Source organism: Bacillus sp. YC2, assembly GCF_019891195.1.
Classification (GTDB): domain Bacteria; phylum Bacillota; class Bacilli; order Bacillales; family Bacillaceae; genus Bacillus.
The window spans coordinates 12,110-26,647 of sequence record NZ_JAHXDO010000002.1 but is presented as its reverse complement, the minus strand read 5'-3'; the positions used below and the strand labels follow the sequence as shown (position 1 = coordinate 26,647).

The following is a 14,538-nucleotide window of genomic DNA, read 5'->3' as shown; positions in this document are numbered from 1 at the left end:
GAATTTTGGTCATAATACATACTATTAAAGAATGAACGAAGGAGGTTTCACATGACTTACGTAAATGAAATGAAGTCAAAGCACGGCGGAATCACCGCCCATATTGTTAAGACAGAAAAGTTTAAAACCGTTTCACTGACATTTAAAATGCTGGCTCCTTTAACAAAAGAGCTCGTAACGAAAAGGGCGCTGTTTCCGCATGTGCTTCTCCGCGGTACAGAAAGCCGGCCGAAAACCGCTGATTTGCGCGCTTATTTTGATGAGCTTTACGGCACATCCGTTTCCGCAGACCTGGCAAAAAAAGGGGAGCGGCATATTATCACATTCAGGCTGGAAATCCCGAACGAAAAATATTTAAAGGATCGGACGCCATTGCTTGAAAAAGGGCTGCAGCTTTTATCAGAGCTGGTGTTTTCACCTGCTCTGGAAGACGGCGCATTTCAGCCGCTGTATGTCACGCAGGAAAAACGGACGCTGAAACAGCGCATTCAAGCCGTATATGACGATAAAATGAGATATTCCAACTTGCGTCTCGTTCAGGAAATGTGCAAAGACGAGCCTTACGCCCTTCACGTAAACGGTGAACTTGAGGACGTCGAACACATTACGCCGAAGAATCTGTATGAAGCATATCAAAAAGCCGTCAATGCAGATCAGCTTGATCTGTATGTGATTGGCGACGTCGATACAGAGCAGGTAAAAACGGCTGTCGATACGTATTTTAAAACAGAAGAGCGGGCGCAGCAGCCATTTGAAAGAAACCAGACAAATGAACAGCCTGAGCCTAAGGAAGTCATTGATGAAGAGGATGTCAAACAAGGCAAGCTGAACATCGGATTCCGGACCAATACCACCTACACAGACCGGGACTATCCCGCATTGCAAGTGTTTAATGGGCTTTTCGGCGGTTTTTCACATTCGAAGCTGTTTATGAATGTCCGTGAAAAAGCGAGTCTCGCTTATTATGCCGCATCGCGTGTTGAAAGTTTTAAAGGGCTTTTGATGGTCATGTCGGGCATTGAAGTGAAAAATTACAAGCAGGCTGTCACAATTATTGAAGAACAATTTCAGGCGATGCAAAACGGGGATTTCTCTGAAGATGATATCACCCAAACAAAGGCCGTTATTAAAAACCAAGTGCTGGAAACGATTGATACCGCATACGGTTTAGCAGAATTTCTGTATCAGCAGGCCGCAGCCCAAGTGGAAATACCGGTCGAGACGTTCCTTGGCAATATCGAGCGGGTGACGAAAGAGGACATTATCAATGCCGGAAAGAACATTAAATTGGATACGACTTATTTCTTAAAAGGGACGGGGGGAGCATCTTGACTAAACCGATAGAATTCGAACAGCTTCAGGAAACGCTGTATCATGAAAAAATGGCAAACGGCCTTAACGTCTATGTGCTGCCGAAACAGGGCTTTAACAAAACATACGCCGTTTTTACGACAAAATACGGTTCCATTGACAATCAGTTCGTCCCTTTGAAAAAGGAAAACATGGTTCATGTCCCGGACGGCATCGCACATTTTCTGGAGCATAAGCTGTTTGAAAAAGCGGACGGCGACGTGTTTCAGGATTTCAGTAAGCAAGGAGCTTCGGCAAATGCCTTTACGTCTTTTACAAGAACCGCTTACCTGTTTTCGAGCACTTCAAATGTAGAGCGGAATTTAGAAACACTCGTTGATTTTGTGCAGGATCCTTATTTCACGGAAAAATCGGTAGAAAAAGAAAAAGGCATTATCGGCCAAGAAATTAACATGTATGACGATAATCCCGATTGGCGGCTGTTTTTCGGCCTCATCGAAAATATGTATAAAGACCACCCGGTCAAAATTGATATCGCAGGCACGGTGGAAAGCATATCTCATATCACGAAAGACCTTCTGTATGAGTGCTACGAAACCTTTTACCATCCGAGCAATATGCTGCTCTTTATCGTAGGCCCTGTCGATCCGGAAGCCGTCATAAAGCAGGTCCGGGAAAATCAGGAGAAAAAACCGTTTACAGACCAGCCTGAAATCAAGCGGAAGGAAGTTCAGGAACAAGAAGCTGTTTTCCGTCAGGAACAGGAATTGAAGATGAACGTCCAAGGCTCAAAATGTCTCGTCGGCTTAAAAGCAAAAGACCCATATAAAACAGGACAGGAGCTTTTGAAACACGAGCTTGCCATGAACCTGATGCTTGAGAGCCTTTTCGGTAAAAGCTCTTCGCATTACGGGGACTTATATGACAAAGGGTACATTGATGAAACATTCAGTTTCGATTATACGGCTGAATACGGATTCGGCTTTGCCTCAGTCGGAGGAGACACACCGGAACCGGATAAGCTGGCAGATGAATTAAAACAGATGCTTCTTCAAGCGGGATCTGCGGTTACCGCGGAAAAACTTGATTTGGCGAGAAAAAAGAAAATCGGGTCATTTTTAAAAGCGCTGAATTCACCTGAATATATCGCGAATCAGTTCACCCGCTACGCGTTTTTAGACATGAGTTTATTTGACGTAGTGACCGTGCTGGAACAAATTACGCTGGAAGACGTGCAGCGTGTCATAAAAGAAGAAATCGCCGAAGACAGGCTGACAGTCTGCAAAGTGGTGCCAAAATCATAAGGAAACATCCCTCAACGTTTTGAGGGATGTTTTTCTGGGGAAAGAAGGGATTTGAGTGATGAATCCGACAGCACTCGTGACCGGCGCAAGCGGCGGCATCGGGCAAAGTATAAGTGAAACGCTCGCCAAAAACGGGTATGATGTGCTTTTGCATTATTATTCTCATAAAAAGTCTGCAGCCGCGCTTGCAGAAAGACTGACCGCGGCGTTTGACGTGCGCGCCGATATTATACAGGGTGACCTGTCTTCGCCGGACGGAGCGGAGACACTCACCCGTTTGATTCAAAAGCCTGTTGATGCCCTTATTCTGAACAGCGGAAAAAGCCATTTCGGTCTGATTACAGACGTGACGGATGAAACGGCGCGGCAGATGGTGCAGCTGCATGTGACAAGCCCGTTTATATTGGCGAGAAACCTTGTGCCCGGCATGATTCGGAAAAAAAGCGGCGGCATTGTCGCGATCGGCTCTGTATGGGGAGAAACTGGGGCATCATGCGAGGTTTTATACAGCATGGTAAAAGGAGCACAGCATTCGTTCGTCAAAGCCCTTGCCAAAGAACTCGCCCCGAGCGGCATCAGAGTGAACGCGGTCGCGCCCGGAGCGGTGGATACGAAAATGCTTGATCAATTCACCGCAGACGAAAAAGAAGCATTGGCAGAGGAGATTCCGGCAGGCAGGCTTGCGGAGCCGAAAGAAATCGCCGAAGCTGCGGCATTTTTATTGTCGGACAAGGCTTCCTATATTACGGGGCATATTTTATCCGTTAATGGAGGCTGGCACTGCTGAATAAAAAATATGTGTATAGTTTGTATCTGCACGGACAAAATAATTTTGTAACGACAGATGAAATGGAGGAAGCCCAAATGTCAGTATTAGAAAACTGGGATAATTGGAAGAATTTCCTTGGAGACAGATTGAACTATGCGCAGGAAAAAGGAATGAGTGATGAAACCGTCACTGATCTCGCTACAGAAATCGGCGGTTACCTCGCGAACGAAGTCGATTCTAAAAACCATCAGGAAAAAGTGCTTGCGGATCTTTGGAGTGTAGCTTCTAAAGATGAACAGCGTGCCATTGCAAATATGATGGTTAAGCTTGTTGAAAATAACAGCACTCATTAAGAGGGGAGATTTCTCCTCTCTTTTTTTATGTTTTCCTCTGGAGAGCAACATTCTTCTTTCTAATTAGAGAAAAATGCTTTATGATAAAGGAAGGTAAAAATTTGCCACAATGGAGGGGGTATATCATTTGGCAAAGCTCGAATGGTATTTTGAATATGAAATTCAAGTGAACCGCCCCGGCCTGCTCGGGGATATTTCATCTCTTCTCGGGATGCTTTCGATTAATATTGTCACCATTAACGGCGTCGACCTTTCCAGAAGGGGAATGCTGCTCAGATGCCGCCATATAGATCAAATTAAACGATTAGAATCAATTTTAAAAACAATGGAAACCATTAAAGTAACGAAGCTGAGAGAACCGAGGCTTCGCGACCGCCTCGCAGTCCGTCACGGAAGATACATCCAGCGGGATGCCGACGATAAAAAAACCTTCCGCTTTGAGAGGGACGAGCTGGGCCTTTTGGTCGATTTTATGGCTGAGCTGTTTAAAAAAGAAGGACACAAACTGATCGGAATCCGTGGAATGCCGCGCGTCGGAAAAACGGAATCCATCGTCGCTTCAAGCGTATGCGCCAGCAAAAGATGGCTTTTTGTATCATCAACGCTTTTAAAGCAAACGATCAGAAGCCAGCTCATTGCCGATGAATACAGCACGGAAAACGTATTTATCCTGGACGGTATCGTCTCAACAAGGCGGGGATCGGAGCGCCATCTTCAGCTCGTCAGTGAAATTATGAGGCTGCCTGCGACAAAGGTTGTGGAGCACCCCGATATTTTTATCCAAAATACGGAGTACACGCTGGATGACTTCGATTATATTATCGAGCTCAGAAATGATCCTGACGAAGTGATTACATATGAACATGCAGAAGAGCCGCAAATGTTTGACCAGACCGGTTTTTCAAGCTTTGATTTTTAATATTGGAAGGTGTTTGTTGTGACAGAATTAGCAATCCGGCTCAAAGAAGCCAGAGAGGAAAAAGGCATGTCATTGGATGACCTCCAAGCGGCGACGAAAATTCAGAAAAGATACTTAACCGCTTTGGAAAAAGGCGCTTATGACGTCATCCCCGGCAATTTTTATGTGCGGGCGTTTATCAAGCAATACGCTGAGGCTGTAGGGCTTGATCCAGATCAATTATTTGAAGAATATAAAAAAGACATCCCTAACACGTATCATGACGATGTATCAGAAAAAATTTCCGGTCTCGGCATGCAAAGGGAGCTGCCGAAGCCCGCTTCAAAAGCGGTTGAATGGCTTCCGACTATTCTTGTCGTCATTGGTGTCATTATCGTCATCGCGATCGTATATGCGATTATTCAGTTCGGAATGAGCAAGTCCGGACAAAGCGACGCCGATAAGGCTGCCACGCAGAGTGAGAGCAAATATGAGATTCCTAAAGATTCTGCGCTGAAAAACGATGGCAATAAAAACGGAGAATCTCAAACAGACAGCAAAAAGGACACAAAAGCATCTGATAAAAAAGATAAAGAAAAAAGCAGCAATAAGACTGTGATTAAAGCGGCCGGCACGGAAGGTTCAGCCACTTCGTATAAAGTCTCCGGCGCGGATAAGTTTGAGCTTGAGCTGACTGCGTCAGACAGCGCATGGATCCGTGTTCGTGATGATAACGGCAGCTCCTTAAAAGAAGGAACACTGCAAAAAGGGGAAACCTATAAAAAAGATATAACCGATCAAAAGCAAGTTGAAATACGCACGGGCTATGCCCCTAACCTGAAAATTAAAATCAACGGAGAGGTTCTTTCATATGAACTCAATCCACATGACGTGATGGCGCAAACAATCAAGATTACAAAATAAAAAGGAGGAAAAGTCATCTGCACAATAAGATGACTTTTTCTTCACGTCCGAGTACATACATTGGAGGGGCTTTATGTTTAACTTACCGAATAAAATCACACTGGCAAGAATCGCTTTAATTCCTGTATTTATGATTATCATGCTTGTTCCTTTTCAATGGGGCAGCCTTCATATCGGGGAAGAGTCGATTCCGGTTGCACATCTTGCAGGAGCTATTTTGTTCATTATCGCATCAACGACTGACTGGGTGGATGGATACTACGCCAGAAAACTGAACCTCGTGACAAATTTCGGGAAATTTTTAGATCCGCTGGCTGACAAGCTGCTTGTTTCGGCAGCATTAATTACGCTTGTGCAATTTGACCTTGCACCTGCGTGGATGGTTATTGTCATTATCAGCCGCGAATTTGCCGTGACGGGCTTAAGGCTTGTGTTAGCAGGGACGGGGGAAGTCGTTGCCGCCAATATGCTGGGGAAAATTAAAACATGGGCTCAAATCATTGCTGTTGCTGCCCTTTTACTTCATAATCTTCCATTTGAGCTCGTTTCCTTCCCATTCGGCGATATCGCTTTATGGGTGGCCGTGCTCTTTACAGTCGTCTCAGGCTGGGATTATTTTGCGAAGAACTGGGAAGCGTTAAAAACATCTAACTAACGAAAGAAGGACTGTAAGATGGAAATAGCCAAAAAAGCGGAAATTATTGCGGTCGGTTCAGAGCTTTTGCTCGGCCAGATCGCCAATACAAACGCGCAGTTTATCAGCAAAGAACTGGCCGAAATCGGCGTAAACGTATTTTATCACACTGCCGTCGGCGACAATCCGGAGCGGCTTAAGCAGGTGATCCGCATTGCCGAGGAGCGTTCGGACCTGATTATTTTTTCAGGCGGGCTCGGACCGACAAAAGATGATTTAACAAAGGAAACTATCGCAAACACATTGGGCCGGCCGCTCGTACTGAATGATGAGGCGTTCCGCTCCATTGAGGAATACTTCGTGAAAACGAAACGGACAATGTCGCCCAATAACCGTAAACAGGCGCTCGTCATTGAAGGTTCAGAGGTTTTGGCGAATCATTTCGGCATGGCGCCGGGAATGCTCGCAGAGCATGACTCGCGGCTTTATATGCTGCTGCCGGGACCGCCGAGCGAGCTGCGCCCGATGTTTGAAAACGAAGCCAAGCCGCTGCTTCTTAAAAAGCTCGGTTCAAATGAAAAAATTGTATCAACGGTTTTGCGGTTTTTCGGAATAGGCGAATCTCAGCTTGAGGCTGATTTAGAAGATATCATTGACGCCCAGACAAACCCGACGATTGCGCCTTTGGCCGCTGACGGGGAGGTCACGCTCCGTTTGACGGCGAAACATGCCGACGAAAAAGAAACAGAGCGGCTTTTGAAAGAAACGGAAGCCGTCATTTTAGAACGTGTCGGTGAATTTTTCTACGGATATGATGATACATCTCTGGTGAAGGAGCTTTCAAAAGCATGCAGGGAAAACGGAATCAAACTTTCCGCTGCTGAAAGCTTTACCGGCGGCCTGTTTTCAGAGTGGCTGACTGATATAAGCGGCGCTTCTCACATATTTGCAGGGGGCGTGGTTTGCTATTCTAACAGCGTGAAACAAAACGTGCTTGGCGTAAAAGACGAGACGCTGAGCGGCAGCGGTGCGATCAGCAAGGAATGTGCAAAAGAGCTTGCTGCCGGCGTGAGAAAGCTGACCGGAAGCGATATCGGCATCAGCTTTACGGGAGCAGCCGGACCGGAACCGCAAGAGGGGCATTCTCCGGGACACGTCTTTATCGGCATATCGGCGGCCGGTAAAGAAGAGGTGCACGAATTTAACTTCGCCGGCTCTAGAACGGGTATCAGAAAGCGCGCCGTCAAATACGGCTGCCATTTGATTTTAAAGCTGCTGGAGCAAAAATAATATTTTCAGTGCAGTTTCTCCTTCATAATCAAGTTTTATAGGTGAAATTATACTGTTTTATCAAAAAGCGAACGCGGAAAAAATCCGAATATGCGTTCGCTTTTTTCTTGGCAAATGCCAGCAAACAAGGTATAGTATATGTAGTGGCAAGATAAAGGAGGAAAAAAATAAATGAGTGATCGTCAGGCAGCCTTAGACATGGCTCTTAAGCAAATAGAAAAACAATTCGGCAAAGGTTCCATCATGAAACTCGGGGAAAAGACGGATACAAGAATTTCAACGGTTCCGAGCGGTTCCCTTGCACTTGATACCGCTCTCGGAATAGGCGGATACCCGCGCGGACGAATTATTGAAGTATACGGACCTGAAAGCTCAGGTAAAACGACTGTAGCGCTTCATGCGATTGCTGAAGTTCAGGAGAAAGGCGGACAAGCCGCATTTATTGATGCTGAGCATGCCCTTGACCCTGTTTACGCGCAAAAGCTCGGTGTAAATATTGAGGAGCTGCTGCTTTCTCAGCCTGATACGGGAGAGCAGGCGCTTGAGATTGCCGAAGCGCTGGTACGAAGCGGAGCCGTCGATATCGTAGTTGTCGACTCTGTTGCGGCGCTTGTTCCGAAAGCTGAAATCGAAGGAGATATGGGGGATTCCCACGTCGGTTTGCAGGCCCGTTTGATGTCTCAAGCGCTCCGTAAGCTTTCCGGTGCCATCAATAAATCTAAAACAATCGCAATCTTTATTAACCAAATTCGTGAAAAAGTCGGCGTTATGTTCGGAAATCCGGAAACGACTCCGGGCGGACGTGCGCTGAAATTCTACTCTTCTGTGCGTCTGGAAGTGCGCCGGGCTGAGCAATTGAAGCAGGGCAACGACGTAATGGGGAATAAAACGAGAATTAAAGTCGTGAAAAACAAAGTCGCTCCTCCGTTCCGTACGGCTGAGGTCGACATTATGTATGGTGAAGGAATCTCCAAAGAAGGAGAAATCATCGATCTTGGAACTGAACTTGATATCGTGCAAAAAAGCGGCTCATGGTACTCTTATGAAGAAGAACGCCTCGGGCAGGGACGTGAAAATGCCAAGCAGTTCTTAAAAGAAAATAAAGACATCATGCTGATGATTCAAGAACAGATCCGTGAACATTACGGTTTGGACAATAACGGCGTTACGGACAAAGCGGAAGAAGTTCAGGAAGAGATTGAGTTTGAAGAATAAAAAACGATATAAAAAAAGAGCGGAATGAGCGATTTCCGCTCTTTTTTTTGTGTGTTTCAAAAAACACTGGCTATTTCGGAAATTTTTATCTGGAATGTTACAACTTTTTTCACACTTCATTCGTCTAAAATCATGGCGAAAGCGAAAGTTGAAATTATATCTGAGGAGGAAAAAAGATGACAAGCCCCCGCCGCACCAGAATAAATAAAAAAAGAAAGAAAAAGCTGATAAAAACGGGAGGGCTGTTTCTTTTTCTGCTGCTTGTCACTGTTTTTATAACGATCTGGAGCATTACAGCCCATCATCGGGATGAAGAATCTGCCAAAAGCGCTCCCGCTGCTCAATCTGATTCTTCAAAAGACCAGAATCAACAGAAAAAAGAAAAGAAGCAAAAAGAGAAAAAACCCAAATCCATCGACAACGATAAAAAGATCAGCAATTATTTACACCAGATCGGATTCAGCGGCACAGCCATGATCGTAAAAGATGGAAACGTTGTGTTGAAAAAAGGCTTCGGTTATGCGGACCGTAAGCAAAAGATCGAAAACAATCCGGAAACAGCGTATTATATCGGTTCATCACAAAAAGCATTAATTGCGACTGCTATTTTGCAGCTTGAAGAAAAAGGGCTGTTGCAAACGAGTGATCCCGTCAGTACATATTTGCCGAATTTTCCTAACGGGGCGAACATCAAACTGAAGAACCTGCTCAACCATACGTCCGGCATAAACGGGCACATTGAAGGGCAGGGGGCGATTTCTCCAATTGATTTAATAAAGGATATAGAATACCGCGGGATAAAACGGCAGCCGGGAATATGGGATTATAGGGATTCCAATTATTCGGTACTCGCCTATATTGTAGCCCAGGTCAGCGGAGAGTCATACGAGCAATACATAAAAGATCATGTGTTCAAACCGGCCGGAATGAAGCATGCCGGATTTTATAAAACGTTTGCTAAGGAGAAGTATCCTGCCGTCGGATACAAAGTAGATGAGGGCGGTCAGCTTGTAACGCCTCATATTCTCGACTTATCACAGCTTTACGGGGCGGGCGACATGTATATGAGCGCTGAAGATCTTTATAAATTTGATAAGGCACTTATAAACGGTAAGCTGTACTCAAAACAGAGTTTTTCAAAAATGTTCACACCAGGGAGCAATTCAACCTACGGAATGGGCTTTTACATTGACCCCGGCAGCTATTCCAACCACGGCGTCATGCCCGGTTATAACATTTTAAACAGCTTCAGCCATTCGGCGAGCAAATATGTCATATTACTGTCAAATATCCAAAATAACGCCAAATTAGGACAGGTAAACAACAAAATATACCAATTGCTTAACCAAGAATCATAAACGAAGCCGTCATTTACAAAAAGAAGATGAAGGTATGGTATGATGTAAGCAGGCTGCAGGTTCAGAGCTGAGGGCTAAACGTTAAGCTGGCAAGCTTGACAAGTATTTCCGACACAATTACAATGAAGTTGTAACATTTGTTTTTTTAACATGATTGTTAAACCATTAAACTTGACAAGGGCATGAGTGATTCATTCCCTGTGAAGGTCCTGTATGTTGAGGAAATCAGACAATGTACACGCCGACACTTATTTTTAGCAACAACCAAGTTCATAGCAAGAGGAGGTGAAAGTATGACCCCAATGATGGTTCTCATCTCCATTTTGCTGACTCTGCTCGGTTTAGTTGTTGGCTACTATGTTCGTAAAACCATTGCCGAAGCAAAGATTGCGGGCGCACGCGGTGCTGCCGAGCAAATCCTTGAAGATGCAAAGCGTGATGCTGAAGCACTGAAAAAAGAAGCTCTGCTTGAAGCAAAGGACGAAATCCATACACTTCGAATAGATGCTGAACAGGAAGTTCGTGAAAGACGAAATGAGCTTCAAAAACAAGAAAACCGTTTACTTCAAAAAGAAGAAAATCTTGACCGTAAACATGAAGGAATTGATAAACGGGAAGCGATGTTGGAGAAGAAAGATCATTCTCTGAATGAACGACAACAACATATTGAAGAGATGGAAAGCAAAGTGGATGAGATGATTCGTATGCAGCAGTCAGAACTCGAACGCATTTCGAGCCTGACAAGGGATGAAGCGAAACAAATCATTCTTGACCGGGTTGAAAACGAGCTTTCACATGACATCGCCATCATGACAAAAGAAACCGAAAACCGTGCAAAAGAAGAGGCAGATAAAAAGGCGAAAAACATTCTGTCACTTGCCTTGCAGCGCTGTGCAGCAGATCATGTTGCCGAAACGACGGTATCGGTCGTCAATCTTCCGAATGATGAGATGAAGGGACGTATCATCGGCCGTGAAGGGCGTAACATCCGTACGCTTGAAACGCTTACAGGTATTGACCTGATTATTGATGACACACCTGAAGCCGTCATTCTTTCCGGATTTGATCCGATCAGACGGGAGACGGCAAGAATTGCTCTTGATAAACTCGTTCAAGATGGACGTATTCACCCGGCGCGCATTGAAGAAATGGTTGAAAAATCCCGCCGCGAGGTTGATGACTACATTCGGGAAATGGGTGAACAAACGACGTTTGAAGTCGGCGTTCACGGACTCCACCCGGATTTGATTAAGATTCTCGGCCGGTTGAAATTCCGTACAAGCTACGGGCAGAATGTACTGAAGCATTCAATGGAAGTTGCGTTTTTAGCCGGTTTAATGGCTTCCGAGCTTGGAGAAGATGCGAAGCTTGCCAAGCGGGCCGGTCTTCTGCATGACATCGGAAAAGCAATTGACCATGAGGTGGAAGGAAGCCACGTGGAAATCGGAGTGGAGCTTGCGACCAAATATAAAGAGCATCCAGTCGTCATTAACAGTATTGCGTCACACCACGGAGACGAAGAGCCGACTTCCATTATCGCCGTTCTGGTCGCTGCAGCTGATGCACTGTCTGCCGCAAGACCGGGAGCGAGAAGTGAAACGCTCGAGAACTATATCCGCAGACTTGAAAAGCTTGAAGAAATCTCCGAGTCTTACGAGGGTGTCGAAAAATCATTTGCGATTCAGGCAGGCCGTGAAGTTCGTATTATGGTGAAGCCGGATTCCATTAATGATTTAGAAGCCCATCGTTTGGCGCGTGACATCCGTAAACGAATTGAGGACGAGCTTGATTATCCGGGCCACATTAAAGTGACTGTGATAAGAGAAACTCGGGCTGTAGAGTATGCAAAATAAAGTGATGCTTAGCGCATCACTTTATTTTTTTGATTGGCAAAAGCTGAAAAAGAGAGGAATACAAAGCATGAGAATTTTATTTATTGGCGATGTTGTCGGCTCCCCGGGCCGCGACATGGTAAAAGAATATGTCCCGAAACTAAAAGCAAAACACAAGCCGCATTTTACGATCATTAACGGAGAAAATGCCGCACACGGCAAAGGCCTGACGGAAAAGATTTACCATAGCCTGATGGAGGCGGGGGCGGACGCCATTACGATGGGGAACCATACGTGGGATAAAAAAGAGATCTTTGACTTTATTGATGACGTACCGCACCTCGTCCGCCCTGCAAACTTCCCGGAAGGAACACCGGGAAAAGGCATTACGTATGTGAAAGCTCAAGGAAAAGAGCTTGCCGTCATCAATTTACAGGGCCGCACTTTTCTTCCGCCGCTTGATGATCCGTTTCTGAAGGCTGATGAGTTAATTGCTGAAGCGAAAAAACGCACGCCGTACATTTTTATTGATTTTCATGCCGAGGCAACAAGCGAAAAACTTGCAATCGGATGGTACACAGACGGGAGAGCGTCTGCGGTTGTAGGGACGCATACACACGTGCAAACGGCAGATAACCGCATTTTGCCGAAGGGAACTGCATACATTACTGATGTGGGCATGACAGGGCCGTATGACGGCATTCTTGGAATGGACAGAGAAACGATTATTAAGCGGTTCAAAACGAATCTTCCGGTCCGGTTTACGGTCGCGGAAGGAAAAACAACGCTGAGCGGAGTGCTCATTGATATTGATGAGCAAACGAAAAAAGCCGTTAAAATCGAACGAATTTTAATAAATGATGACCATATGTTCTTTGAATAGGTGTTCACATGTTTGTTTTATAAAAATATTAAAAGGAAAAGCAGGAATATAGCAACTTCTTAGTGAATATAGTAGAAATGGAAGGTAGCCCGCTATTTATGAAAAGCATTGTGGGGATGGCTTTTTGGATAGCAACATCTAATAATGATTGTTCTAATGAACACTCACTTATCCATTGTAAAACTAAGGGGGAGCAGAAATGGAAATCTTAAAAGTTTCAGCAAAATCAAGTCCAAATTCAGTAGCAGGCGCGCTGGCTGGCGTGTTGAGAGAACGCGGAGCCGCCGAAATTCAAGCGATTGGGGCGGGTGCCTTGAACCAGGCTGTTAAAGCGGTTGCCATTGCCAGAGGCTTTGTCGCGCCAAGCGGCGTTGATTTGATTTGTATTCCAGCTTTTACAGATATACAGATTGACGGAGAGGAAAGAACGGCAATTAAATTAATTGTCGAACCCCGTTAACAAAAAATGTACATTCTCAACCTGCTTGCGTGGAGCAAGCAGGTTGTTTTTATTGTTGTTATATTTTCTCACAATATTATACTGGTAGTGTGAACAAATGTTGAACGACTTTATTCGTATAATATTTCAAAAAAAACCGCCCATTTTTCCAGGAAGAAGCAGTTGTCTTTTTCTGGTGGACACTGATGTTTACCTCCTTCGTAGCACATGGTACAATCCAGTTATAATAACGTTTTTTGAAAAGGAGTGTACATGTTGGAAGGAAAGATGAAAGCTGTTGTTAAAAATGAAAACGCTTACGGGGCTGCGCTGAAAGAAATACCTATACCTTCCATTAATGAGAATGAAGTTCTTATTAAAGTACAAGCCGCATCTATATGCGGTACAGATGTGCATATTTATAATTGGGACCAATGGGCACAAAAACGAATCAAAACACCCCAAGTATTCGGACATGAATTCAGCGGTACTGTAGAAGCAGCAGGGAAACACGTCACAAATGTCAAAAAAGGGGATTATGTGTCGGCAGAAACCCATTTCGTCTGCGGAACTTGTATCCCTTGTTTATCTGGCAAGCATCATGTGTGCACTCATACAAAAATCCTCGGCGTTGATACAGCCGGTTCCTTCGCTGAATACGTCAAAGTGCCGGCCCAAAACATTTGGAAAAACCCCGTTGATATGGATCCGGTGGTCGCCTCCGTTCAGGAGCCGTTAGGAAATGCAGTGCACACGGTACTGGAAAGTCAGCCGGCGGGAGGCTCCGCAGCGATTATCGGCTGCGGGCCGATCGGACTGATGGCAGTGGCCGTAGCAAAAGCGGCAGGTGCAGCCCGTATTGCGGCTATTGATAAAAATGACTACAGGCTGTCTTTAGCGAAAAAAATGGGAGCCACAGTCACCATTTCAGCTGATAAAGAAGATCCGCTCGAAGTGATTGACGCATTAACCGGAGGAGAAGGGATCGACCTTGTCTGCGAAATGTCAGGCCATCCCCAAGCCATAAACCAAGGATTGAAAATGGCAGCCAACGGGGGAAGGTTTCATATGTTAAGCCTGCCGGAAAATCCGGTAACGATTGATCTGACAAATGACGTCGTATTTAAAGGCCTTACCGTCCAAGGCATTACGGGCAGAAAAATGTTTGAAACCTGGCGGCAGGTATCTCACCTGCTTGAATCTCAGCTCGTTGATCTGACGCCGCTCATTACTCATCAATTCCCGCTGGAGGAATTTGAAAAAGGATTTGACCTGATGAGAAAAGGCCAGTGCGGGAAAGTCATTTTAATACCATAAGGGGAGGGTTT

Annotated in this window: 13 protein-coding genes and 1 pseudogene; all 14 read left to right on the top strand. The window is 45.2% G+C overall.

All coding sequences use genetic code 11. The features are described 5' to 3' along the window. Positions 1–51 precede the first annotated feature (51 nt). The 14 genes and pseudogenes from yfmF to tdh all read left to right on the top strand — a co-directional run bounded on the left by yfmF (position 52) and on the right by tdh (position 14,527). Positions 52–1,332 carry an EF-P 5-aminopentanol modification-associated protein YfmF gene (gene yfmF, locus KY305_RS05110; protein ID WP_223061658.1) on the top strand — a complete coding sequence of 427 codons (1,281 nt, stop codon included), beginning with the start codon at positions 52–54 and terminating at the stop codon, positions 1,330–1,332. After that, positions 1,329–2,615 (top strand): EF-P 5-aminopentanol modification-associated protein YfmH, encoded by a 1,287-nt coding sequence (gene yfmH, locus KY305_RS05105; protein ID WP_223061657.1) that lies wholly within the window; start codon positions 1,329–1,331, stop codon positions 2,613–2,615. The genes yfmF and yfmH overlap by 4 nt, the downstream gene beginning before the upstream one ends. Positions 2,616–2,673: 58 nt before the next feature. Further along, positions 2,674–3,402, top strand: a complete 729-nt coding sequence (gene ymfI, locus KY305_RS05100) for an elongation factor P 5-aminopentanone reductase (RefSeq protein WP_223061874.1) — start codon at positions 2,674–2,676, stop codon at positions 3,400–3,402. 77 nt (positions 3,403–3,479) lie between these two features. Beyond that, positions 3,480–3,737, top strand: coding sequence for a DUF3243 domain-containing protein (locus KY305_RS05095; protein ID WP_223061656.1), 258 nt, complete (start codon positions 3,480–3,482; stop codon positions 3,735–3,737). A 127-nt stretch (positions 3,738–3,864) separates the two neighbouring features. Then, the gene (locus tag KY305_RS05090) at positions 3,865–4,656 is read left to right on the top strand and encodes a DUF3388 domain-containing protein (RefSeq protein WP_061520583.1); all 792 of its coding nucleotides are present in this window, start codon (positions 3,865–3,867) and stop codon (positions 4,654–4,656) included. An 18-nt stretch (positions 4,657–4,674) separates the two neighbouring features. Beyond that, a pseudogene (locus KY305_RS05085) lies at positions 4,675–5,587 on the top strand (helix-turn-helix domain-containing protein). Between the two features lie 45 nt (positions 5,588–5,632). Next, positions 5,633–6,214: a CDP-diacylglycerol--glycerol-3-phosphate 3-phosphatidyltransferase gene (pgsA, locus tag KY305_RS05080; protein ID WP_223061654.1), complete on the top strand. Its 582-nt coding sequence runs from the start codon at positions 5,633–5,635 to the stop codon at positions 6,212–6,214. Between the two features lie 18 nt (positions 6,215–6,232). Next, positions 6,233–7,483, top strand: a complete 1,251-nt coding sequence (locus tag KY305_RS05075; protein ID WP_223061653.1) for a competence/damage-inducible protein A — start codon at positions 6,233–6,235, stop codon at positions 7,481–7,483. 171 nt (positions 7,484–7,654) lie between these two features. Then, positions 7,655–8,698, top strand: a complete 1,044-nt coding sequence (gene recA / locus KY305_RS05070) for a recombinase RecA (protein ID WP_223061652.1) — start codon at positions 7,655–7,657, stop codon at positions 8,696–8,698. A 176-nt stretch (positions 8,699–8,874) separates the two neighbouring features. Next, on the top strand, positions 8,875–10,056 hold the full coding sequence (locus KY305_RS05065; protein ID WP_223061651.1) for a serine hydrolase domain-containing protein: 1,182 nt from the start codon (positions 8,875–8,877) through the stop codon (positions 10,054–10,056). Between the two features lie 293 nt (positions 10,057–10,349). Further along, the gene (rny, locus tag KY305_RS05060; RefSeq protein WP_061520590.1) at positions 10,350–11,909 is read left to right on the top strand and encodes a ribonuclease Y; all 1,560 of its coding nucleotides are present in this window, start codon (positions 10,350–10,352) and stop codon (positions 11,907–11,909) included. A 67-nt stretch (positions 11,910–11,976) separates the two neighbouring features. Next, a complete protein-coding gene (ymdB, locus tag KY305_RS05055; RefSeq protein ID WP_223061650.1) occupies positions 11,977–12,771 on the top strand; it encodes a 2',3'-cyclic-nucleotide 2'-phosphodiesterase in 795 nt (264 codons plus the stop codon). Between the two features lie 199 nt (positions 12,772–12,970). Continuing rightward, the gene (gene spoVS, locus KY305_RS05050; protein ID WP_003154135.1) at positions 12,971–13,231 is read left to right on the top strand and encodes a stage V sporulation protein SpoVS; all 261 of its coding nucleotides are present in this window, start codon (positions 12,971–12,973) and stop codon (positions 13,229–13,231) included. A gap of 252 nt (positions 13,232–13,483) precedes the next feature. After that, positions 13,484–14,527, top strand: coding sequence for an L-threonine 3-dehydrogenase (gene tdh / locus KY305_RS05045; protein ID WP_223061649.1), 1,044 nt, complete (start codon positions 13,484–13,486; stop codon positions 14,525–14,527). Positions 14,528–14,538 lie beyond the last annotated feature (11 nt).